Source organism: Corynebacterium atrinae (genome assembly GCF_030408455.1).
Taxonomy (GTDB): Bacteria; Actinomycetota; Actinomycetes; order Mycobacteriales; family Mycobacteriaceae; genus Corynebacterium; species Corynebacterium atrinae.
In genome coordinates this window covers 1536077-1557527 of record NZ_CP046977.1, presented here as the reverse complement: position 1 = coordinate 1557527, position 21451 = coordinate 1536077, and the positions used below count along the sequence as shown (strand labels likewise).

The following is a 21451-nucleotide window of genomic DNA, read 5'->3' as shown; positions in this document are numbered from 1 at the left end:
CATCATGACCATCTCGCTCAATCGCACTACTGCAGGTCGCCGCGCTCCGCATGTCCGCATTTCCTCGCCTTCTGCGGTGGCTGTGTGGGAGCCTTCCGGTTATCGTGAGGCGGCGGCAGAGCAGCGAGTTGTTCGAACTCTACGCATTTCGGATCGAACGGAGCGGCGAGGTGAAGAGCTGGAATCCGTTCGAACAAATCCGGGTCCAACCAAGAAGACTGTCAGCCTTGGACGGCGCAGCCTTCAAGCTTTCGGAACTTACCTACTTGGTGCGGTGTTTGGCGTCTGCGTGGTTACCGCCGCCTTGTCGCAGAGTGGCACTGACTCCACCCCGGGGGCGATTGATACGGGATATAGCTACTCTTCTTCCCCGGCTGCTGCAGGCCAGTAGTCGAGCCAGCTACATCGTGATCGGCGGCGGGTACCATGAGCTCTGTGCCAGGCCAATGACTGGTGCGATCATCTCGCTCCCTGTGCTAGCTGAGGAAGTTCACTGTGTATTGCCCGTTTTGCCACCACGATCATTCCCGAGTCATTGACTCTCGCATCATTGATGCCGGCGCCGCGATTCGTCGTCGACGGGAGTGCACCGAGTGCCAGGGACGCTTCACCACCATCGAGAAAGCCGTCCTGTTGGTAGTTAAACGCAATGGCGTGACGGAGCCGTTCAGTCGTGACAAGGTCGTGCTTGGTGTGCGGCGCGCTTGTCAGGGTCGGGATGTTTCGGATGACGCGCTGAAGCGGCTTGCTCAAGAAGTAGAAGAGACCGTGCGTAGCCATGGCAGCTCACAGGTGCACGCCAACGCCATCGGCCTCGCAATCCTTGAGCCACTCCGCGCCTTGGACGAGGTGGCGTACCTGCGCTTTGCGTCCGTGTATAAGTCTTTCGAGTCTGCTGAAGACTTTGAATCAGAGATCCGGCTCATGCATCGAAGGGCTCGAGAGGAAGACTCGGCTGTGGATCGCTGATCGGTTCTTTAAATTAGCGGAGCTTATCCACTGCCTTTTCGATCCTGCGCAAGGAAATCGGACGGGCGGTACCGAGGCGTTGGGCGAAGAGGCTAATCCTAAGCTCCTCAATCATCCAGCGGATTTCTTTGACTTCTCGCGATTTCTCACGTCCTTTGGGGAGTTTTGCCAACTTGATGTCCAAGTACGACTTGGCTTGGTCAATCTCATCTTGTCGATCGGCGTCTTTGCCCGGGTCGAGTGACATCTCCTCGAGGCGAATGCGCATGCCTTGGAGGTAGCGGGGGAGATGTCGAAGGTGCTGCATGCCATGGACTGTGACGGCGTTTTTTGGCAGGAGGAAAGCTAACTGCGCCTTCATATCGTCGATGGCCTCGCCATCCCACTGCGAAAGCTCCTCGGCCACGGTGTGATATTCAACCAATGCGGGGGCGAGTCCCACGATAGAGCGTCTGACTACGCCAGCCACCTCGGGCTTAATCTTGGCGGCCAACGCGGTGAATTCGGCGGGGTCTCTGACGGGTCCGCCGTTTTCCACCATGAGATCGCGAACTGCGGCTACTCGGGCATCGTCGACAAGACCTGTGGCGCCGCCGTGTGGGTAGGTATCGACCGCTACTCGCTGTTGCAAGGGCAGACCCTTGACCATGGGGCTCGGTTGGACGGCGATCTGGCGAAGCAGCATGGTCAGGGTGGCCGTAAGCATTGAACTATCGGCTGCCGCCTTGGTGGGGTGTACTCGAACCTCGATCCCGGCTGGGGTCACTACCAATGCGGGATAGGCGATGACTTGGTGTCCGTCGACGACGGTTGGCACCTCTTCATCGATGATTCCAAGGGTGTCTGGAGTCCATTCCGATACTGCCTGGGACTCGGCCTTCCGGCTAAGTCGGCTGACTGAAGATGTAATGGAACCTGCCTGGCGAGAAACGAGGGCCGCGAGGACTTTGTCAGCGTCAATGACTTTTCCACGTTTGTCCACGGCTCCGAATGTCATCTTCAGATGGTCTGGGATAGCGGCAGGATGAAAGGAAGCGGCGTCGATATTCGGCCGTCCCATGGTGTGAAGGACCTCGGTGATCTGCTCGACGAGGGAACCCTCATAGGGGATCAGTCGGGGAAGAATCCGGGCTGCGAAATCTGGGGCTGGAACGACGGTGCGGCGCATTTCTTTGGGCAGAGTACGGAGAAGTTCCGTGATCAGCTCTTCCCGCAGCCCCGGAACAAGCCAATCAAAACCATCGGTGTCTAGACCTGCGAGGAGGGGAACTGGAATGAGAATGCTCACGCCGTCTTGTGGGTGTCCGGGCTCGAATCGGTAGGTCAGATCAAAGGTCATCGACCCTGTGCGCCAGCGATCGGGGAAGGCCTCCTCGGTAATGGTGTCGGCATCTTCGGCCAGGAGAGTGTCGGGATCGAAGTCGAGGAGGTGGGGGTGAATCCGCCGCTCTTTCTTCCACCAGGAATCGAAGTGGCGGCCGGTGGTGATGGTCTTGGGCAGTCGGGCATCGTAGAAATCGAACAGCGAGTCTTCGTCGACGACCATGCCGCGCCGGCGCGCCTTCTCCTCAACTTCTGCCGCCGATTCAAGCTTGCCCACATTGTCGTGGAAGAAGGTGTGATGAGTGGTCCAATCTCCTTCAATGAGCGCGTGCCGGATGAACATGTCACGTGCGGCCTCTGGGTCAACGACGTGATAGGGCACCACTCGGTCAGCGACGATGGTGACGCCGTACAACGTGGACTTTTGGTGCGCAATGCCGGAGGCGCGCTTGCGGGACCACGTTGGCTCAGAATGCTGATGTTTGAGCAGCGGGCCTGCTAGCTTCTCCACCCAGGAGGGCTCGATTTTGGCAACGTCTCTGGCCCATAGGCGAGAGGTTTCCACCAGTTCGGCCGCCATGAGGAACTCTGGTGGCTTTTTGGCAAGTGAAGAGCCAGGGAACACCATGAAGCGGGTGCCTCGGGCGCCCTTGAATTCGCGGGTATTGTCGTCGCGAGCGCCGATGTGAGAGAGCAAGCCAGCGAGTAGGGACTGGTGGATGGCGTCCGGGTCGCGTTCATCTGCAGATTCGTGGCGGGTAGTCCACCCCAGCTGGCGGGAAACCTCCCGTAGCTGGCGCACGAGGTCGTACCACTCACGGATACGCATGTAGTGAAGATATTCCTTCTTCATCCGCTTACGGAAGGCATTGCCGGTGAGGTCGTCTCGGGATTGACCGATGTAGTCCCACAACTTGAGGAAGGAGAGGAAGTCGCTGGTGGGTGACTTGAAGCGGGCATGAGCCTGGTCGGCCTGTGCCTGGAATTCCAGTGGTCGTTCGCGCACATCCTGGATGGTCATGGCGGCGACGATGACCAAGACGTCGTCAAGCACTCCCAATCGATTCGCTTCGACGAGCATGCGGGCCATGCGGGGGTCGACGGGGAGGCGGGCAATATCACGTCCGACGGGGGTGAGAGTTGGTTGGCCGTCGCGTTCTTCCTCATTGAGCGCACCGAGCTCGTGGAGGAGCAAAAGCCCATCCCGGATGGCACGGTTTTCGGGCGGTTGGACGAAGGGGAACTCCGTGATGTCGCCCAGCCGCATGAGTGCCATTTGCAGGATGACGCTGGCCAGGTTCGTGCGCAGAATCTCGGGGTCGGTGAATTCCGGACGTGATTCAAAGTCCTCTTCTGAGTAGAGCCGGATGGCAATTCCGTCGGCCACACGGCCGCAGCGGCCGGAGCGCTGGTTGGCGCTGGCCTGCGAGATCGGTTCAATCGGGAGGCGCTGAACTTTGGTGCGTGTGGAATAGCGGGAGATACGCGCGGTACCGGTATCCACGACATAGCGGATGCCGGGAACGGTCAACGAGGTCTCGGCAATGTTGGTGGACAACACGATTCGGCGCCCCGCGTGAGGTTGGAATACGCGATGCTGTTCTTGGTTAGACAAGCGGCCAAACAGCGGTGTGATCTCGACTCCTTTCCACTTTCGGCCCGCCATTGCTTCCATGGCGTCCCGAATATCACGTTCGCCGGGGAAGAAACACAGGATATCGCCGGGACCTTCTGCCATGAGCTCTTCGCATGCCTCACACACGGCGTCGAGTGGATCCTGGTCGACGACCTTTCCAGCCATCTTGAATTCCATGGGCTGGTAGCGGATTTCCACGGGGTAGGTGCGCCCCGAGACCTCAATGATTGGCGCGGGATTGCCTTGAGCGTCGGAGAAGTGGTTGGCGAAACGCTCTGGATCGATCGTGGCTGAGGTGATGATGACCTTGAGGTCGGGGCGCTTCGGTAGTAGTTGACGCAGGTAACCCAGGATGAAGTCGATATTAAGGGAACGCTCGTGCGCCTCGTCAATGATGATCGTGTCGTAGGCATTGAGGTTTCTATCGCGCTGCATTTCAGCGAGCAAGATGCCATCAGTCATCAGTTTTACGGCGGACGTAGGGGAGACGCGGTCGTCGAAACGAATCGCATAGCCAACGGTCTCACCGATCTCTTGCCCCAATTCCTCGGCGATGCGCTCCGCCACCGTGCGGGCGGCGAGACGACGCGGCTGAGTGTGGCCAATGAGGCCACGGCGTCCGCGTCCGAGTTCGAGGCAGATCTTAGGGATCTGCGTTGTCTTTCCGGAGCCGGTTTCACCTGCGATGATGACGACTTGATTGGCTTCGATAGCCTCAGCGATGTCATCCCGCCGGGCGGAAACGGGAAGAGACTCCGGATAGTCGATTTCCGGTACTGCGGCGTCAATCAAAGCCCGCTTATCGACGGCCGCGTCAATGTCACGGTTGATCGCCGCCAGCGCCTTCGGCGCCTTCGCCTTGTGCAGGCGACGACGGAAGGCGCGCTCGTCGGCAAGTGAAACTTCCGGAAGGCGTGCCAGGAGGTCCGCGCGGGTAAGAGAGAAAGGTTCAGTAGTCATAGCTGTTCTTGGATGTTACCTCGTGAGAAAGGCGGTAACCTTGGACGCGAATCGACGAAAGGATTCTGTTGCCATGGATACGCCTGGAAACGACCCCTACCCCTCCACTCCGCATCCCGAAGACCAGCCCAATTACGGATACGGGAACTGGCAGGAATCGTCCCAGCCTTCGCCCGACCAACCGACGGGTACGGGCAAGGTCAACGTTTTGGATGCGATCGGTTGGGGTTTCAAAGCCATGTTCCGGACGCCACTCATCTGGGTTCTTGGTTCGTTCTTGGTCTTGTTGGCATCAGCGGTAGTGAGCTTTTCCGTTGACTTCGCCTTCCGCGCGGATTCCTCGGACACCTCCTACCAACTCAGCACCGGCTACCAGGGGATTCAACTGCTTCTGTCGGTGGCAATGGCGATAGTGGGCATCTTTGTCGTCCACGGCTCCCTAAAGCAGGTCGACCAGCCAAAGGTGAAGCTGGCTGACTTCTTCAGCAACGTCAATTTCCTTCCCTCTTTGGTCACGATGATCCTTGTGCAAGTCATCAACGGAGTCATCATGGCCGTGATTGTCCTGCCCGTCATCTGGCCGGTGTTTACCACCGATCCCACGACGTGGGGGGATGACACTGAGGCCATGGCCATGCTCGGGCGACTGCTGGGCGCGCTGGCACTGCTGATCCTCGTGGCAGTCCTGATCTCGCCGTTGACGTCCTACATCCTTTATTACGTGGTGGATCGCCGAGAAACAGTAACCGGGGCATTTAGGGCCGGAGTGAAAAACAGCCTGGCCAACTATCCCAAGCTGTTGCTCTTCCACTTCCTGGCCATCCTGGTAATGGTGTTGGCGGCGCTGATTACCTTTGGATTTGCCATGATCATTCTCATGCCCGCCTGGTTGCTCATCTCGGCGATGCTTTACCGCCAAATGTCCGGGGGAGCGCTGCCGGTTCCCGATCAGCGGTAAGCGGCCACGGCCTCGGTGTAGGCGGCCGTAGCCAACTCGCCGAGGGCTTCGAACTCCTTAGATCGAGAGCTGGAGCTGCGGTACACCAGGCCGACCTCGCGCTGGGCCGTAATGTCTTCGCGGAACCGGGCGGTGGCGAGACCGGGGCGAGAGCATTCGGTCTCCACCGCTGACAAGGGGGCCAACGTTGCGCCGAGCCCACTGGCCACGAGTTGAGTGACGGTGGTCAGGGAGGACGCTCGGGTATCCGAATTGGTTACTTCAGAAGGATTCAAATCCGCGGCCCGGCATAGATCAATGATTTGGTCGTGGAGGCAGTGCCCGTCATCCAACAGCAGTAGGTTGAGGCCGTCTAGAGATTTCAAGATGAGATCGGTCCGGCCCGCCAGGGGATGGTCTTCGGTGACAACGAGGACGAAGTCCTCCTCATAAAGTCGCTTTTCGACGACGCTCGGCGCACCCGAGGGAAGCGCCATGAGGCCGAGATCAATGTGTCCATCACGCAGCATTTCCAGCAAGTGGTGCGTTTGGTCTTCGATAATGCGCGGCTCAAGCTCTGGGTATGCCTCCGTGAGAGACCTCAGCAGTGCTGGCAAGATATATGGCGCAATTGTGGGGATGATTCCAATGGTTAGCGGCCCGCTCAGAGTCCCACCGTTGCCTCGTGACTGGACAAGGAAGGCATCTGCCGCGTCGAGGGTGGCCTTGGCATAAGGGAGGAGAGCTTCGCCTGCGGAGGTGACGATCACCCGACGAGTAGAGCGCTCGATCAACTGCATGTTGAGCCCCTGCTCTAATGCGACCAGAGCCTGGGACAACGAGGGCTGGGAGATTCCGAGCTTGGCTGCGGCGGAGCCAAAGTGTTTGTTCTCCGCGATGGTGACAAAGGTGCGCAGCTGAGACAGGGTAGGACGGTACTCCTTATTGTGCATGCCTATCACTATATACACACTTGCAAGATTTGTTTATTGACGTACGTCGAGAGGAGGCGCATAATGGATGGCGGCCATCACCGGCTTGCCCTTTCCGGGGCGGCCCTGATGGCGGAGAGTTGCACCGGTCACATTGGCCGGTTGCCCCCAAGATTTCGACGTTTCTAGAAGGAGACACTCATGGCAATCCTGACCGTTGGCGAAAAGTTCCCCGAGTTCGAACTCACCGCATTGAAGGGTGGTGACCTGCACGGAGTCAACGCTTCGCAGCCCGAGGATTACTTCGAGACCGTCTCCTTGGACAAGTACGAAGGTAAGTGGAAGATTGTCTTCTTCTACCCGAAGGACTTCACTTTTGTCTGCCCGACCGAGATTGCCGCCTTCGGCAAGCTCGACGAAGAGTTCCAGGACCGCGACACCCAGGTCCTCGGCGGCTCCACCGACAATGAGTTTGCTCACTTCAATTGGCGTGCCACCCACCCGGAGCTCAAGGACGTTCCATTCCCGATGTTCGCTGACATTAAGCACGACCTCATCCGTGCCCTCGGCGTCGAGAACGCCGCTGGCGTGGCCGATCGCGCGACCTTCATCATCGACCCCGACGGCATCATCCAGTTCGTCTCCGTCACCCCGGACGCAGTCGGCCGCAACGTCGACGAGGTGCTCCGTGTCCTCGACGCCCTGCAGTCGGAAGAGGTCTGCGCTTGCAACTGGCAGGCAAACGACCCGACCAAGAACATCGACAAGCTCGCCGTCGTGCAGGAAGGCCTGAAGTAATCTATGTCGATCGATAACCTGAAGGCGGCTCTGCCGGAGTACGCCAAGGACCAGAAACTCAACCTCGGAGCCTTGACTCGTTCGACCGAGCTCAACGAGCAGCAGCTTTGGGGAACCATGCTGGCCTGTGCCGCTGCCACCCGCAATGACACGGTCTTCGCTGAGATCGCCGAAGAGGCCAAGGAGCACCTCTCTGAGGAAGCTTTCGAGTCCGCCCTTGGCGCCGCCACCGTCATGGCAATGAACAATGTTGGCTACCGCGCCAAGCACTGGCTCGGAGACGATTTCGCTCAGGTCAAGTTCGGCCTTCGCATGAACATCATCTCCAAGCCCGGCGTGGACAAGGCTGACTTCGAGCTGTGGTCACTGGCTGTCTCTACCATCAACGGCTGTGAGTTCTGTGCTGTCGCACATTCCAACACCGTGCGCGAAGAGGGACTGACCAAGGAACAGGTATGGGAGTCCGTTAAGGTCGCCGCCGTTCTGCAGGCAGTTGCCCAGGCAGTCCAGATCGAGGCTGCTCGCTAAGAGCCCACGAGCAAGGGCCCGTGACCGTTTGGTCACGGGCCCTTCATGGCGTTTCTGGAGCTAGTTAGCGGCGATCTTGAGCTCTGCCAGGTCGTTGCCGGATTGATCGTCGAGGTTGACCTCCCATTGCAGACGGCCATTTTCTTCGTCCAAGTCGGCATCATCCAGTACGCCGTCTGGGTGCTGAATCAGTGCCTGGCGGATGGCATCTTCGGCGGTGAGCGTGGCGTTTTGAGCCTTGATCACATCATCGCGATCGCTCTCGCGGTCATCTTCGGTCACATTGCCCGCGGAGTCGACCGTGAGGTCGAAAATTTCATCACCCACTACGACGTCAATGTCGTAGTGCCCGCCGCGGTTGTCACGGTCGATGCTGACGATGATGCCGCCGGAATGGGCGGTGAGGACGGCATCGATCGCGGCGATAACCGGATCCTCACCAGCCACGGCAGGGGCGGTGGAAGCGGGCTGTGTCGGTGCTTCCGAGGTGACGGTGGCCGTGTCAGTGGAGTTTGAGCAGGCGACCAGGGCAAGGCTCACAGAGGTAGCTACGGCGGCGAGCTTAATGGCACGAATTGTCAAAATACTCACTCCTGAGTTTGATGCGCGGACATTGCTGTACTGAAAAGGCTACTTGGCTAGTCCGCAAAACACATTAAAGTTCCTTCATCGAAGAATGTGCGGGGAGGGAACCAGGCGGTCGTCGATAAGCAACACCCACGCAGTGGGTGAGGGGTTACACCTGCACCAACTCCAGCGAACGCAGACGGACTTCGCCTGCCTCGTCCGAGGCATCGAGATCGATGGTGGCGACGAATTGGAAAGAGTTATCGCCCTCTGGATCCTTAATGATCTGGCGGGCGGTCCACAACCGACCCTGATCCGCAGTGAGTTGGAAATACTGTGAAGAACGGGCATCTAAACCGGTATCCATATCGGCGTACTCGTCGAAATAGTCATCCAGGGCGGTGCCGAAGTCCGGCTTATCCTCCCGGTCGAGATACTCGGTGAGCCGAGCCAGATCCGCTTCCTTCTCGTAGGCGAACAGCTCGACGAACCGCCACATGAGGTTACGGACCATGATGGTGAAGGCACGACGGTTGGAGGTCAACGCCGAGGGATCTTCGACACCGAAGGCAAGCTCGCGTTCGAGGGCTTCCTTGGAAATCGGCGTGTCCTCATCTGCCATGTGCGCCCACTCATCGACGAGCGAGGAGTCGACCTGCTTAATGAGCTCGCCGAGCCATTCGACGACGTCATCGAGCTGTTCCGTTGAATGATCTTGGGGAATGGAGTTCTTCAACGTGCGCCAGGCATCAGTGAGGTAGCGCAGGACGACGCCCTCGGAACGAGCCAGGCCGTAGGTCGCAATGAGGTCCGAAAAAGTCATCGCGCGCTCGATCATTTCGCGGATGACAGACTTCGGAGATAGCTCAAATTCCCGCGCCCAAGGGTTACCCTCGCTGAAGGTGGTGAACGCCTCCTCGAGCTCTTCGGCGAGCGGTTTGGGCCACGTGACGTCCTCAATAATCGCCATCCGCTCCGTGTAGTCGACCCCCTCAGCCTTGAGCGCGGCGATCTCCTCCCCACGCTCAGCCTTCTGCTGGGCGATGAGGACCTGCCGGGGATCATCCAGGATCGCTTCATAGGTTGAGATAACGTCGAGCAAGTAGGTGTCAGACTCGGGGTCCAACAACGTCAAGGCGGCGAGAGCAAAGGGAGACAACGGCTGGTTGAGCGCGAAATCCCGTGGTAGATCCAATGTCAGGTGGTAGGGGCGGCCTTCCTCGTCTATCCCATCCTTGGCCTTGACCACGACGTCTGCATCGAGCAGACCTTGGAACAGCTCTAGGGCGGTGAGGATATCGCGGTTCTGCTTAGCGCGAGTGTCGTGGTTACCACGGAGCAGATGCTTGAGATGCTCATAGCCATCACCAGGGCGGGCAATGACATTGATAAGCATGGAGTTGCTGACCTTGAACTGCGAAGTCATCGGCTCCGGCTCCGCGCTGGTCAAACGTTCGTACGTCTTCTCCGACCACGTCACCTCGCCCTCCCGAGCGGACTTCTTACGCAGCTTCTTCAACTTCTTGGGATCCGTGCCCGCGCGCTGCCGCAGGCGCCAGTTCTCAATTTCGTGCTCGGGGGCTTCGATGACTACTGTGCCGATGGTATCGAAGCCAGCCCGCCCCGCCCGCCCGGCGATTTGGTGGAATTCGCGGGACTTGAGAATCCGTTGCTTAACCCCGTCATACTTGGCCAGGCCGGTGAACAACACCGTGCGGATGGGCACGTTGATGCCCACGCCCAGGGTGTCGGTGCCGCAGATAACCTTGAGCAGACCGGTTTGGGAGAGACGCTCCACCAAGCGCCGGTATTTGGGCAGCATGCCCGCGTGGTGAACCCCAATGCCACGGCGCAGCAGCTTGGACAGTGTTTTGCCATACGTGGTGGTGAATTTGAAATCACCAATCTCGGCAACGATCTTGTCCTTCGTGGCATCATCAATAATCTTCAGCGAAGTCAGTGCCTGGGCACGTTCCGTTGCCTCCCGCTGGGAGAAATGAACAACGTAAATGGGGGCCTTGCCGTCTTTGAGTAACTCCTCGATCGTCTCATGCACCGGCGTGTAGACGTAAGAAAACTCCAGCGGAACCGGCCTTTCGGAACCTGCCACCAAGGTGGTGGTGCGGCCAGTTCTTTCGCTGAGGTCTTGTTGGAGGAAGCTCGTGTCGCCGAGCGTGGCCGACATGAGGAGGAACTGTGCTTTGGGGAGTTCCAGGAGCGGAACCTGCCACGCCCATCCTCGTTCGGGATCGGAATAGTAGTGGAACTCGTCCATCACCACCTGATCGATGTCCGCAGCGGCGCCATCGCGCAGGGCGATGTTGGCGACAATCTCCGCCGTGGCCGCGATAATCGGCGCGCGGCCATTGACGGTCGCATCGCCCGTCATCATTCCGACATTCTCCGGCCCGAAGATCTCACACAGTGCAAAGAACTTCTCGCTGACCAGCGCCTTGATCGGCGCGGTATAGAACGACCGCTGCCCGCGAGCCATGGCAATAAAGTGGGCGGCATTAGCCACCATCGATTTACCCGAGCCGGTGGGGGTAGCCAAGATGACGTTATCCCCGGCCAGGATCCCCAAAGCAGCCTCTTCTTGCGCCGGATAAAGGGAAATGCCGCGACCCTGAACCCACGACAGGAACGAATCAAAAATTGATTCATCCAGCAGGGGCGCAGGGACGTCGGAGAGGTCGGGGAGCATCTGGGCGAGGTTCACACCATCAAACCTAGCGGGTTGCCCCGACACGGAGGCCCGACTATTCCCGATTACTCATCATCGCTGAGGTCAGTGCCTTCTTCGGGCCCCTCAGGACCTGCGGGATCTTCTGAGTTGCGATCCACATCGTCGAGGGTGGCTAGGAACCGCTCAAACTCTTCACCGATCTCGTCGCCGGTCGGCATTTCACGCTCACTAGGCAGCATGGCCTGAGGGTTCTTCGAGCGGTAGTTCTCCAACTCCTCGTCAAACTGGTGCTCCAGTTGGCGCACCACGTGCTGAATCTCCGCGGAGTCCTCGATCTGTTCACCCAACTGAGCGGCCACCCGCTCCATGTCATGGGTGAGGCTGCCCAGCGGGAACTCCAAGTCGGCGGCCTGGGCCACCGAAGAAAGAAGCTCACGGGTCGCCTCGGGGTAAGGAGAAGCCGCCAAGTAGTGGGGAACATGAGCGGTGTAACCACCCACGTTGCGCCCTCGCTTGTGCAGCGCACGCTCGATCATCATCGATGCTGAACCTGGCATGACCAGCTTGGAATCATAGGTAAACATCCCGCCGACGAGCCCTAGGGAGTTACCGTGGCCGGAAACTACGAGGGGCCGGGTGTGGGGGACTGCCATCGGTGCTGAGTACAAGCAGATGGTTTGTTCGACCCCAAACTTCTCGACGAGATCCGCGACGGCTTCGGTGAATGCTGCCCAGCGCAGATCGGGCTCGGGTCCGGAAAGCAGCAGAAACGGAGTGCCCGCAGTGTCCTTGACCACGCGCATCCCGAGAGAAATGTCTTCCATGTCGGTGATGCGATGGTGGTCCATCGTTACCGCTGGACGGCGGGAACGGTAGTCAATGAGTTCATCATTGTTGAATGACGCTACAGGGCGAGAATCCAGCGCCGCCAAGAGATGGTCAGCGCTCGCCTCGACCGCATGACCAGCGTCAGCATATCCCTGCAGCGCGACAATGAGGGTGGGGCCGCTTTTGGCGTCCGCGCCCATTTCCGGAGTCGGGTATTCCAATTCGTACATACCACGCTCGTTGTCCTGCATACCCTTCATCCTCCTTCATTTGAAGCAAAAACCGCTGCTAGAGCTTCTCGCCCCCGCTGGACCTGGTGGCCTACGTCGGTCACCCGTTCTGCAGTCGCAGAGGACAGCTCTTGAACGGCAGATATCCTCTTCAACACAGCGTGCGGGGAAGTTAATCCCGCGAACTCTCCACTGTGTTCACCCTGACATCTTGGCGGAATGGCAACCGTCCGGTGGCAACAGTGTATTCGGTCCATCGTGCCGTACTTGGTTCCAACGTGCCACCACCGCCCCTGCCTCCTGTGGATAACTGGAATTTTCATCCACAGATCTATTCAGCCGATAGCAGTCCTCTTCCTCCCCGCCCCGCTGGCTTGCATGATCGACAACATGACCAATTCATTTCGCACCTCTAATGCCCGACTGGACGGCCCCGGCCAACTCATTGCTAACCTCCCAGGTTTTCTAGGTTTCTATCCAGAGGACTCGCTGATATTTGCTGCCCTCGAGAAGACCAAAAGCCCCGGTAGCTTTAAGCTCGGTCCCATCCTTCGAATAAACCTGGAAGATATACCCCTGGTACCTCGGGTTCTGGCCTCGTTGAAGGACTACGAAGTCGAGTTTTCTTCCGTGTTGAGTTTCCTCGTCACCGAGCGTGATAGGGAAGAAGTCATGCTGTCCGGAAGGGACATCAGTCTGCTTGCCGCTAGCAATGGAGTTCACCTGGAGGGCATCTGGTGGGCCGAGAGAGTCCTTTCTGGCGAGCCATACCACTGTCTCTTCGGTCCGCCTTTCGGTGCCGGGCCACCGTCTCCGGCCTGTCACAGCGGAGTGATTCCTCCCGTGACCCAAGCTGTGTCGCTCGGCAAACTAGCGGAGCACGGGGAGCTTCCGGAGATTAGTCGACTGGACGCCTTTCGGCACGTTGCTCGGGACAACCACCGCGTAACCGACTGCGAAGCCGAACAACTTTCCGATTTCGCCCGCAGCTACGCCATCGAGTTGGTTACCCAGATCACGGAAACATCGCCCTACAGGAAGGCTTTCCACCCAGGCCCGTGGGACACCGTTGACGGGATCGTCGAGGATGTGGGCTACCTTCTCACTGAAATTGAGGAGCAGGACCTGAGCGTCGAGGAGCTCATGGATCAGCAAGAAATCCTCCTCAGTGCAGCAGTTTTCCTCTCGGCGAATTTGCTGCGAGACATCATCCTGGAGGATCTCGTTGTTCGCCCAAGACCGGCGGCCCGCCTTATGTTGGCACTCGCCCGCACCTTCGGCGGCAGCATCCGAGCCAATGCCCTGTGTGGCTATTCAGTGGCCTATCTTAGGCAGGGACTCTCCATGCGGGCCTTGCCGGCGCTTTCTAGGGCAGTGGAGGAATTTCCGGGGCACACGCTGAGCGAGATGCTGCACATCAACTGCCATCTGGGCTTGTTCGACAACGTCATTGATCGCGTCAGACGTGGAAGCCGCAGCGTGCGGATTACGTACGGGATCGCTGATCCCGAGCATTCCGACGCCGCGGCCTAGGCCTGGCTGGTCAACGTCCCGTTAGCGCCGAGCAGAGTATGCCCGATCGCCAAGTTGGCTGGTAAACGCCCAAGCATCTTCAACGATAGTTGGCAGGTCGGTGCGGGAGGGGGCCCAGCCCAGCTCAGACTTGATCTTCTCCGATGAGGCGATGAGGACGGCTGGGTCGCCAGCTCGGCGCGGGGCCACTTCGGCTGGAATGGCATGACCGGTCACTCGACGGCATTCCTCAATCACTTCGGCTACCGAATACCCATCTCCGGAACCAAGGTTAAAAATGCGGTGGGTGCCAGGAGAGTTGGTCTGCAGTGCGAGGACGTGGGCGTCGGCGAGGTCGCGGACGTGGATGTAGTCACGGACACAGGTGCCGTCGTTGGTCTCCCAATCATCGCCGAAGATGAAAATCTTATCTCGGTGCCCCAAAGCCACCTGTAGGACCAGGGGAATGAGGTGGGTTTCAACTTCGCGGTTTTCCCCGATGAGGCCGTAGGCGCCAGCCACGTTGAAGTAACGCAGGCTGGTCGCGCCTAGTCCATGGGCATGAGCATAGGAGGTAATGGCGTAGTCGATGGAAAGTTTCGTTGCGCCGTAGGGGTTAGTCGGCGCGGTCGGCATGTCTTCGGTGATGGGGACCTGCTCCGGCTCGCCATAAGTGGCAGCGGTGGAAGAGAATACCAAGTTGTTCACGCCATGCGCCCGCATAGCATCAAGCAGACGGAGAGTGGTCACTACATTGTGCTGCCAATACTCTTCCGGTTTGTCCATCGATTCGCCCACGAGGGAGCGGGCAGCGAAGTGAACAATTCCGTCAAAGCCACCCTCGGCAAGAACTTTGTCGGCTACTTCGCGAACATCTCCTTCCACCAGGCGGGCACCGTGGGGCACGGCGTCGCGGTTTCCGGTAGAGAAGTTGTCGATAATCGTGACATCGTGACCGGCTTCCAACAGCACGGTGGCGCAGACACTTCCGACGTAGCCGGCACCGCCGGTGACGAGGAGCTTCATGGGTGTGGGAGACCTTTCTCGATGCTGCTCAGGCAGTAGTTACACGCGTTCCACGCGAATGGCGTGGGCCAGTTCGGGCGATACCTTGACTTCGTCTGACCCGGCAGTAATGAGGACGGTGCCGTTGTCGTTGACCACCGTGGCGGTATCGCCGACCTGGATACCGGCATCGCGCAGTGCGGCAAACTGCTCAACGTCGACCTGCAGGATTTCGTTGAGCTGCACGATCCGCACCTCTAAAGCTTCGCCTTCGGGTAGATCGACAGCCCGGACGCCGCTGTCGGTGGAGCTGATATTGCCCGCCCCGAGCTCTTCGAGGCCCGGAATCGGGTTGCCGAAGGGAGATCGTGAGGCGTCATCGAGCACAGTGACCAGGCGTTCTTCGACGGCCTTGCTCATCACGTGCTCCCAGCGGCAGGCTTCCTCATGGACTTGGGAGATTTCCATGCCGAGGATGTCAGTAAGCAGGAGCTCGGCGAGCCGGTGTTTGCGCATGACGGCGGTAGCCAGTTCGCGACCCTTCTCGGTCATCTCGAGGCTGCGGTCAGGTCGGACGACGACCAAATCATCACGCTCCATGCGTGCAACCGTTTGGCTAACCGTCGGACCAGACTGCTCGAGGCGTTCGGCAATGCGGGCGCGCAGAGGTGTAATGCCCTCTTCTTCGAGTTCGTAAATAGTTCGCAGGTACATCTCGGTGGTATCGACCAAGTCCTTCACGAGGGAGACCCTTTCTAGAGTGAACTGAGGGACTCATCGCAGGAGGTTCCGGCGGGAGTCAATGTGTATTACCTTAGCTTAATTGCCGGGGCCCGTCGTTGAGATCACACCGACCGATCTCGGGAGCCGCAGGTAGGCGGGAGAAAAGCCCGCCAGTTCCTTAAGCAGAATTAAGGCACTGGCGGGCTCGTCGAGAAATGGTGTTTACATGGCGTATTCGCGTAGGCGCTCTGCGCGGTGCCCGTCGCGGAGCTTGCTCATGACCTCGCGCTCGATTTGGCGGACTCGCTCACGGGATAGCCCAAAGCGGCGACCAATCTGGTCGAGGGTGCGGGGTACACCATCGTCGAGGCCGTAGCGCAGGCGGATAACGTCCTGCTCACGCTCCTCGAGCGTATCCAACACGGCGCGAATATCAGAGTGGCGCATGGAAGCCACCACGGCGGTCTCCGCGTCGGTGGCTTCCGCGTCCTCGATGAAGTCACCCAAGGGGGCTTCTTCGTCCGCGCCCACCGGCATGTCCAGGCTCACCGGATCGCGAGACTGGCGCAGCAGCATTTCGATCTTGGACTCGTCGATTCCAGATTCCTCTGCGAGCTCCTCGTTCGTTGCTTCACGCCCGAGCGACTGGTACAACTCACGCTTGATACGAGAAAGCTTATTTACCTGTTCCACGAGATGAACGGGGAGGCGAATGGTGCGCGATTGATCGGCCATGCCACGGGTAATTGCCTGGCGGATCCACCACGTTGCGTACGTAGAGAACTTAAAGCCCTTGGCGTAGTCGAACTTTTCCATGGCGCGAATGAGCCCTAAGTTTCCCTCCTGAATGAGATCCAGCAGGGGCATGCCACGGCCGGTGTAGCGCTTTGCCAGGGAGACGACGAGCCGAAGGTTAGCTTCCAGCAGGTGGGAACGAGCCTTATTGCCCTCCTTGACCAAGACCTTCAGGTCGCGTTTCATGGCGCGAGTGAGCTGCTTGTCCGGAGCAGTTAACAAGTAGTCGGCATAAAGTCCGACCTCGATGCGCTGGGCGAGTTCCACTTCATCTTCAGCGGTCAACAGAGCGGTTTTGCCGATTCCGTTGAGGTAGACGCGGACGAGGTCCGCCGAAGGGTTGTCATTAGTTTGCCCACGACGGCTGCCGCGGTCGCGGGACTCCTCAACATCCAATTCCTGCGGGGAAGGGTTTGTCATGAGTACAGCCTCCTGTGGTTTCGCCAGTCTTAATATGACAACGCACTACCCCTGTCATTTGTTCCCGGAAACTCTCAGCAGGGTTGTTCAGCATTCAACGAGGACGGTAAAGGGTCCTTCATTGACCGAGGTGACCTGCATGATGGCACCGAATTTTCCTTCCTCCACGTGGATTCCGCGGGCTTTCAAGCCTGCGGCGATCCGCGCCACGACGGGTTCAGCGATTTCCCCCGGTGCGGCATCCGACCAGCTGGGCCGCCGTCCCTTTTTCGTTTGACCATGCAGGGTGAACTGACTCACCAACAATACTGACGCCCCAGCATCCTCAACGCTGAGTTCTCCCTCGAGGATCCGCAGTTCAGCGATTTTGCGCACCATGGTTTCCCAGGCATCAGCGGCATCGTCGCGCCCGACACCGACCAGTGCCAGCAATCCCGGGCCAATCGCGCCGACGATGTCGCCGTCTACTGCGACAGATGCTGAGCTCACTCGAGTGAGCACCGCCTTCATTCTTCGTCTCCCGCCAGGTCGACTGGCACGATCATGCCGCGCCGAATGAGGTCCACAAACGCCGGCAGGGCCAGCTGCATGAGCTCTTCCTCCTCATAACCCTGCGCCATCGCATACAGTCCGATCGTCTCGCCTAAGCTGAGACCCTGCGGGTGCAGCCCGGCCACCAGGGCAGCAACATGCTTATCGACGTCGTGACTCCACCGCGGGCCGTCCGTCCTGGTCAGCCGCAAAGCAGCCTCCACGAAACCGACCTCTGCTTCAGTGTCTGCCCTGGAAATGCTCTCCTTGACAAGGCCGGGCCGGGCAAAGAAGCGAGCAGACATGATGTCCTCGACTCCGCGGTTCCGCAACCACTGAGCGCGCAGAAAGTACTCTTCGACTTCCGGGCCGAGGGGATCGCTGAACGCCTGAGTCATTGATTCGGCGACGACCTCGGAAGGGGCATCGCCGATGTTGCGCAGGGCCACGAAGCCAAATCCGATGCCGGTGACGTTGTGGGACTCGAAGTGATCGAGCCACGCGTTGGTGCGAGCCTCACCCTCCGGTGACAAGGGATCGACTGTCTCATCACGCAGCCACGTCCCTACATGCAGTGCGGGATCGGCGACGTCTCTTTGGAGGAACCACGCCGACACTCCGACGTCCGGTATCCACGAGGCGACCCGTTCCTCCCACGTGGATTCTGGGGTATGCACCCACGCCGCCAAAAGGTGTGCCGTCCCTCCCTCGGCTAGATACTCGGCTGCTTGAGATACGACGAGTTCACTGGCGGAGTCGAGGTTTAGCCCAGAGTCCCGGTAGACGTGACCCACGTTCGGGAGTCCGACCACGAAGGGCGGGTTGGCCACGATCCGGTCGAATCTGCGGCCCGCCACCGGCTCGAACCAGGGCCCCTCCAGTAGTTCGATGTCGCTGGCTCCGGCCGCGGCGAACGTTGCCTCGGCGAGGTCAAGAGCGCGGGGATGGATATCGGTGGCGGTAATTGCCTCGGCGTAACCGATCTGCCCAAGTGCTTGCACACCCGAGCCCGTGCCCAGATCCAGGACCGATCCGGTGAGGGTGGCGGGTGTGGCTTGTAAAAGCGACAAGCTAGCCCCGCCGACGCCGACAACATGGTCCGGGCCGGGGACAATGCCTGTAAAGGAGGCGTCGCCATCGGAAAAGACCCACCGGTTGATGCCGACGATGGTGTGGGGCTGGACATCCAAGATGACTCGAACTGTACCGTGAGGGTCGACGTCTGCCAGGCGGGCGTCGATAAGCGAAGCTGCCAGGCTCGCGCCCACCAGATCCGCGAAGGCGGTGGCCGGGAGGGGATCGCGGAGGATGAAAGCGCGGATGAGGCCTGCGAAGCGGGAGCCATCCGCCGTGGCCCGACGCACGACGGCGGGCTCGCGGCGATACAGGGCAGCGTGGACGTCGGGGCCCAGGTATGCCGCTATGCCATCGGCGGTGAAACCGACGTCCTGGAATACCCGGACGAGCTCGGGAGCAAGCTGTGTAAGGGGAGAACGGGTCACGGGTGGTGGCCTTCCGAAGATTCATCGTGGTCAATAACGTCAGGAGCGGTCGCCGGCGGCAGTGCCGGGGGAGAGGGGGCTTCCACTGCTTCTCGACGCCGCGCCTCCAACTGCGCGTAGTACTCGCGCGCAGCGGCCGGCTTATACACCTGAGCGGTGCGCTTATCCCTCGGCTCCCCATGCCCATTGGCAATGACCACCGCTATCCACGGTAGCGGTACTGAAATGAGAAACAACACACCCGAGATCCACCAGTTTTCCCACCACAGGTACGAGGCCGCACTGAGCAACAGAAAGGGGAGTCGGGAGAGCTGCAGCCAGGAATACGCCCGCTCGCGATGGCGGCGATCTTGCTCGGGAGAACGCCGGGCATCAGTAATCAGCTGGGCGTTACGCCGCCCAAATCTCCGCGGACGACGTTGTGGCTGCCCATCATCGGGCTCGTCGTCGAAGGTGTGCTGATTCATACTGATCAGGGTAGCCCTGTGTGCCAAAGATAACCCCGTGGGGCATGATGGTGGGCGTGAGAACTAGTACGAAGACCATCGAACGCCCCGACGTCACCGAAGACACGCAGCTCGACGACGGAACCCCGAAGTTCTTCCACTATGTCAAGAAGAACCAGATCGTCGATTCCGCTGTGAGCGGGAAAATGGTCGTCGCCCTGTGCGGCGAGACCTTCCCGGTGACCAAGTCTGCCAAGCCCGGTTCCCCCGTCTGCCCCGACTGCGAACGGATCTACCAGGGCCTGCGCAAGAAGTGAGTGGGGGGAACAAGGGGCAGCTGCGCGCCTGGCAGCGGGCGGCACTGACCAAATTTCTGCTCCATAAGCCTAAGGACTTCCTTGCCGTCGCCACCCCCGGTGCCGGCAAGACGACCTTTGCGCTCCGCGTGGCCACGGAACTGACCTCCACTCGCGTCGTCGACCGAGTCATCGTCGTTGTTCCCACTGAACACCTCAAGGTTCAGTGGGCGGAGGCGGCTGCCCGTGTCGGTTTGTCGCTCGACCCATACTTCACCAACTCCTCGGCGGTGAACCCGGCTTATGACGGCGTGGTGGTCACTTACGCCCAGGTCTCCATGCACCCCTACAAGCACCGGGGGGTGTGCACGGCCAAGCGCTCGTTGGTCATCCTCGATGAGATTCACCACGGCGGCGACGCCAAGAGCTGGGGTGATGGAATCCGCGAGGCCTATGGCGACGCCGTCCATCGCCTTGCCTTGACCGGAACTCCCTTCCGCTCCGACGATTCGCCGATCCCTTTCGTCCGCTACGAAGAAGACGGCGAGGGGCACCTCGTGTCGCGGGCGGACCACACCTACGGCTACGCCGACGCCTTGGCCGACGGTGTCGTGCGCCCGGTGGTCTTCCTGGCCTACTCGGGCGAAGCTCGCTGGCGCACGAGCGCAGGGGAAGAGTACGCAGCCCGCCTGGGTGAGCCACTTAGTCCCGAACAAACTGCCCGGGCATGGAAGACCGCGCTCGATCCCAAGGGTGACTGGGTGCCTGCAGTGCTCGGAGCCGCCCACACCCGACTCCAGCAGCTCCGACGAAACATGCCGGATGCTGGCGGCCTGGTTATCGCTACTGACACGACAACGGCGCGCGCCTACGCCTCCATCCTGCGCACCATGTCCAGCACGCCCGTCGCGGTGATCCTCTCGGATGAGCCGGGATCGTCCAAGCGCATCGAAGAATTCAACGCCTCCACTGACGAGTGGATGGTGGCGGTGCGCATGGTTTCCGAGGGGGTCGATGTGCCTCGCCTGGCCGTGGGTATCTACGCCACGTCCGCCTCCACACCCCTGTTTTTTGCCCAGGCCATCGGCCGGTTCGTGCGATCGCGCATGCCGGGGGAGACCGCCTCGGTGTTCCTGCCCAGTGTCCCAGTGCTGTTGGACCTCGCCGCCAAGTTGGAGACATCCCGCGACCACGTCCTGGGCAAGCCCGATCGCCCGAATGAGGGCTGGGATGACGAAGCCCTGGTAGAGGCCAACCGGGAGCAGAATGAAAAAGATGAGGAAAAGAGCTACGAGTCTCTTGGTGCAGATGCCGAGCTCGATTCCCTCATCTATGACGGCTCCACCTACGGCACGGCCACGTTGTCCGGCTCGGATGAGGAAGCAGACTACCTAGGTTTGCCTGGTCTCCTCGACGCTGAGCAGATGAAAGCCCTGCTGCGAAAAAGACAAGAAGAGCAACTCGACGCCCGCGAAGCCGCGGCCAAGGCTAATGATGAGGCACGACTTTCCCCTGGTAATCAGGCAGCTGCGTCCCGCGTGGCGAGCGAAGAGATTCCCCAGTTAAGGAAAGAACTCAACGCGCTGGTATCAATCACCGCCACCCGCACGGGCCGCCCCCATGGTGCCGTTCACACCGAAGTGAGGTCGGCCTGCGGTGGTCCGCCGACCGCGCTGTGCTCGGCTGAGCAGTTGAGAGACCGCATTGCCTACTTGCGTAAGTGGTAGGCGGTTCACAGCAAAGTATGTTTACAACTGCTGATTATTATTGGCAAAGCCAAAGTAGCGTACTTAAGTTGGCTAACCTAAGGTTGTCACGTGAGAAAGT

At 59.8% G+C, this 21451-nt stretch carries 19 protein-coding genes; 8 read left to right on the top strand and 11 right to left on the bottom strand.

What is annotated here, in order from left to right:
- Positions 1–4: 4 nt before the first annotated feature.
- Both CATRI_RS07645 and nrdR read left to right on the top strand, forming a co-directional pair.
- Positions 5–391 carry a hypothetical protein gene (locus CATRI_RS07645; protein WP_290216274.1) on the top strand — a complete coding sequence of 129 codons (387 nt, stop codon included), beginning with the start codon at positions 5–7 and terminating at the stop codon, positions 389–391.
- Positions 392–495: 104 nt separating this feature from the next.
- Positions 496–969: a transcriptional regulator NrdR gene (nrdR, locus tag CATRI_RS07640; protein ID WP_290216272.1), complete on the top strand. Its 474-nt coding sequence runs from the start codon at positions 496–498 to the stop codon at positions 967–969.
- A 13-nt stretch (positions 970–982) separates the two neighbouring features.
- On the opposite strand, the gene hrpA is transcribed toward nrdR, so the two are convergent.
- Positions 983–4888 (bottom strand): ATP-dependent RNA helicase HrpA, encoded by a 3906-nt coding sequence (gene hrpA / locus CATRI_RS07635; protein ID WP_290216269.1) that lies wholly within the window; start codon positions 4886–4888, stop codon positions 983–985.
- 73 nt (positions 4889–4961) lie between these two features.
- Here hrpA and CATRI_RS07630 point away from each other — a divergent pair, with 73 nt between their 5' ends.
- Positions 4962–5846 carry a hypothetical protein gene (locus CATRI_RS07630; RefSeq protein ID WP_290216267.1) on the top strand — a complete coding sequence of 295 codons (885 nt, stop codon included), beginning with the start codon at positions 4962–4964 and terminating at the stop codon, positions 5844–5846.
- On the opposite strand, the gene CATRI_RS07625 is transcribed toward CATRI_RS07630, so the two are convergent.
- Complete coding sequence (locus tag CATRI_RS07625; RefSeq protein ID WP_290216265.1) at positions 5837–6778, bottom strand: hydrogen peroxide-inducible genes activator; 942 nt, start codon at positions 6776–6778, stop codon at positions 5837–5839. The genes CATRI_RS07630 and CATRI_RS07625 overlap by 10 nt on opposite strands.
- A gap of 180 nt (positions 6779–6958) precedes the next feature.
- On the opposite strand from CATRI_RS07625, the gene CATRI_RS07620 reads away from it, so the two are divergent.
- The gene (locus CATRI_RS07620; protein ID WP_290216263.1) at positions 6959–7555 is read left to right on the top strand and encodes a peroxiredoxin; all 597 of its coding nucleotides are present in this window, start codon (positions 6959–6961) and stop codon (positions 7553–7555) included.
- A 3-nt stretch (positions 7556–7558) separates the two neighbouring features.
- Entirely contained in the window at positions 7559–8083 is a 525-nt protein-coding gene (ahpD, locus tag CATRI_RS07615) for an alkylhydroperoxidase, AhpD family (protein WP_290216261.1), read from the top strand.
- 60 nt (positions 8084–8143) lie between these two features.
- Here ahpD and CATRI_RS07610 read toward each other — a convergent pair whose 3' ends face one another.
- The 3 genes from CATRI_RS07610 to CATRI_RS07600 form a co-directional block, all read right to left on the bottom strand.
- The gene (locus tag CATRI_RS07610) at positions 8144–8674 is read right to left on the bottom strand and encodes a PepSY domain-containing protein (protein WP_290216260.1); all 531 of its coding nucleotides are present in this window, start codon (positions 8672–8674) and stop codon (positions 8144–8146) included.
- Positions 8675–8819: 145 nt separating this feature from the next.
- The gene (locus CATRI_RS07605; RefSeq protein WP_435384153.1) at positions 8820–11369 is read right to left on the bottom strand and encodes a DEAD/DEAH box helicase; all 2550 of its coding nucleotides are present in this window, start codon (positions 11367–11369) and stop codon (positions 8820–8822) included.
- A gap of 50 nt (positions 11370–11419) precedes the next feature.
- Complete coding sequence (locus tag CATRI_RS07600) at positions 11420–12415, bottom strand: PAC2 family protein (protein WP_290216258.1); 996 nt, start codon at positions 12413–12415, stop codon at positions 11420–11422.
- A 357-nt stretch (positions 12416–12772) separates the two neighbouring features.
- On the opposite strand from CATRI_RS07600, the gene CATRI_RS07595 reads away from it, so the two are divergent.
- A complete protein-coding gene (locus tag CATRI_RS07595) occupies positions 12773–13927 on the top strand; it encodes a DUF4192 domain-containing protein (protein WP_290216256.1) in 1155 nt (384 codons plus the stop codon).
- 21 nt (positions 13928–13948) lie between these two features.
- Here CATRI_RS07595 and galE read toward each other — a convergent pair whose 3' ends face one another.
- The 6 genes from galE to CATRI_RS07565 all read right to left on the bottom strand — a co-directional run bounded on the left by galE (position 13949) and on the right by CATRI_RS07565 (position 19349).
- A complete protein-coding gene (galE, locus tag CATRI_RS07590) occupies positions 13949–14932 on the bottom strand; it encodes a UDP-glucose 4-epimerase GalE (protein ID WP_290216254.1) in 984 nt (327 codons plus the stop codon).
- A 39-nt stretch (positions 14933–14971) separates the two neighbouring features.
- Entirely contained in the window at positions 14972–15652 is a 681-nt protein-coding gene (locus CATRI_RS07585) for a metal-dependent transcriptional regulator (protein WP_290216251.1), read from the bottom strand.
- Between the two features lie 204 nt (positions 15653–15856).
- The gene (locus tag CATRI_RS07580) at positions 15857–16849 is read right to left on the bottom strand and encodes a sigma-70 family RNA polymerase sigma factor (protein WP_290216249.1); all 993 of its coding nucleotides are present in this window, start codon (positions 16847–16849) and stop codon (positions 15857–15859) included.
- Between the two features lie 87 nt (positions 16850–16936).
- A complete protein-coding gene (gene dtd, locus CATRI_RS07575) occupies positions 16937–17359 on the bottom strand; it encodes a D-aminoacyl-tRNA deacylase (RefSeq protein WP_290216246.1) in 423 nt (140 codons plus the stop codon).
- The gene (locus CATRI_RS07570; RefSeq protein ID WP_290216244.1) at positions 17356–18882 is read right to left on the bottom strand and encodes a DUF7782 domain-containing protein; all 1527 of its coding nucleotides are present in this window, start codon (positions 18880–18882) and stop codon (positions 17356–17358) included. The genes dtd and CATRI_RS07570 overlap by 4 nt, the downstream gene beginning before the upstream one ends.
- The gene (locus tag CATRI_RS07565) at positions 18879–19349 is read right to left on the bottom strand and encodes a DUF3099 domain-containing protein (protein WP_290216243.1); all 471 of its coding nucleotides are present in this window, start codon (positions 19347–19349) and stop codon (positions 18879–18881) included. The genes CATRI_RS07570 and CATRI_RS07565 overlap by 4 nt, the downstream gene beginning before the upstream one ends.
- A gap of 44 nt (positions 19350–19393) precedes the next feature.
- Between CATRI_RS07565 and CATRI_RS07560 the strand changes: the two genes are divergently transcribed.
- The gene (locus CATRI_RS07560; RefSeq protein WP_290221040.1) at positions 19394–19645 is read left to right on the top strand and encodes a DUF3039 domain-containing protein; all 252 of its coding nucleotides are present in this window, start codon (positions 19394–19396) and stop codon (positions 19643–19645) included.
- On the top strand, positions 19642–21351 hold the full coding sequence (locus CATRI_RS07555; RefSeq protein ID WP_290216241.1) for a DEAD/DEAH box helicase: 1710 nt from the start codon (positions 19642–19644) through the stop codon (positions 21349–21351). Before CATRI_RS07560 ends, CATRI_RS07555 begins: the two co-directional genes overlap by 4 nt.
- Positions 21352–21451 lie beyond the last annotated feature (100 nt).

Coding starts and splice junctions, on each gene's coding strand:
- ahpD (WP_290216261.1), top strand. CDS start 7,559: ATGTCGATCGATAACCTGAAGGCGGCTCTGCCGGAGTACGCCAAGGAC.
- CATRI_RS07625 (WP_290216265.1), bottom strand. CDS start 6,778: ATGCACAATAAGGAGTACCGTCCTACCCTGTCTCAGCTGCGCACCTTT.
- dtd (WP_290216246.1), bottom strand. CDS start 17,359: ATGAAGGCGGTGCTCACTCGAGTGAGCTCAGCATCTGTCGCAGTAGAC.
- CATRI_RS07600 (WP_290216258.1), bottom strand. CDS start 12,415: ATGCAGGACAACGAGCGTGGTATGTACGAATTGGAATACCCGACTCCG.
- CATRI_RS07630 (WP_290216267.1), top strand. CDS start 4,962: ATGGATACGCCTGGAAACGACCCCTACCCCTCCACTCCGCATCCCGAA.
- CATRI_RS07580 (WP_290216249.1), bottom strand. CDS start 16,849: ATGACAAACCCTTCCCCGCAGGAATTGGATGTTGAGGAGTCCCGCGAC.
- CATRI_RS07645 (WP_290216274.1), top strand. CDS start 5: ATGACCATCTCGCTCAATCGCACTACTGCAGGTCGCCGCGCTCCGCAT.
- galE (WP_290216254.1), bottom strand. CDS start 14,932: ATGAAGCTCCTCGTCACCGGCGGTGCCGGCTACGTCGGAAGTGTCTGC.
- CATRI_RS07595 (WP_290216256.1), top strand. CDS start 12,773: ATGATCGACAACATGACCAATTCATTTCGCACCTCTAATGCCCGACTG.
- CATRI_RS07620 (WP_290216263.1), top strand. CDS start 6,959: ATGGCAATCCTGACCGTTGGCGAAAAGTTCCCCGAGTTCGAACTCACC.
- hrpA (WP_290216269.1), bottom strand. CDS start 4,888: ATGACTACTGAACCTTTCTCTCTTACCCGCGCGGACCTCCTGGCACGC.
- CATRI_RS07565 (WP_290216243.1), bottom strand. CDS start 19,349: ATGAATCAGCACACCTTCGACGACGAGCCCGATGATGGGCAGCCACAA.
- CATRI_RS07560 (WP_290221040.1), top strand. CDS start 19,394: ATGATGGTGGGCGTGAGAACTAGTACGAAGACCATCGAACGCCCCGAC.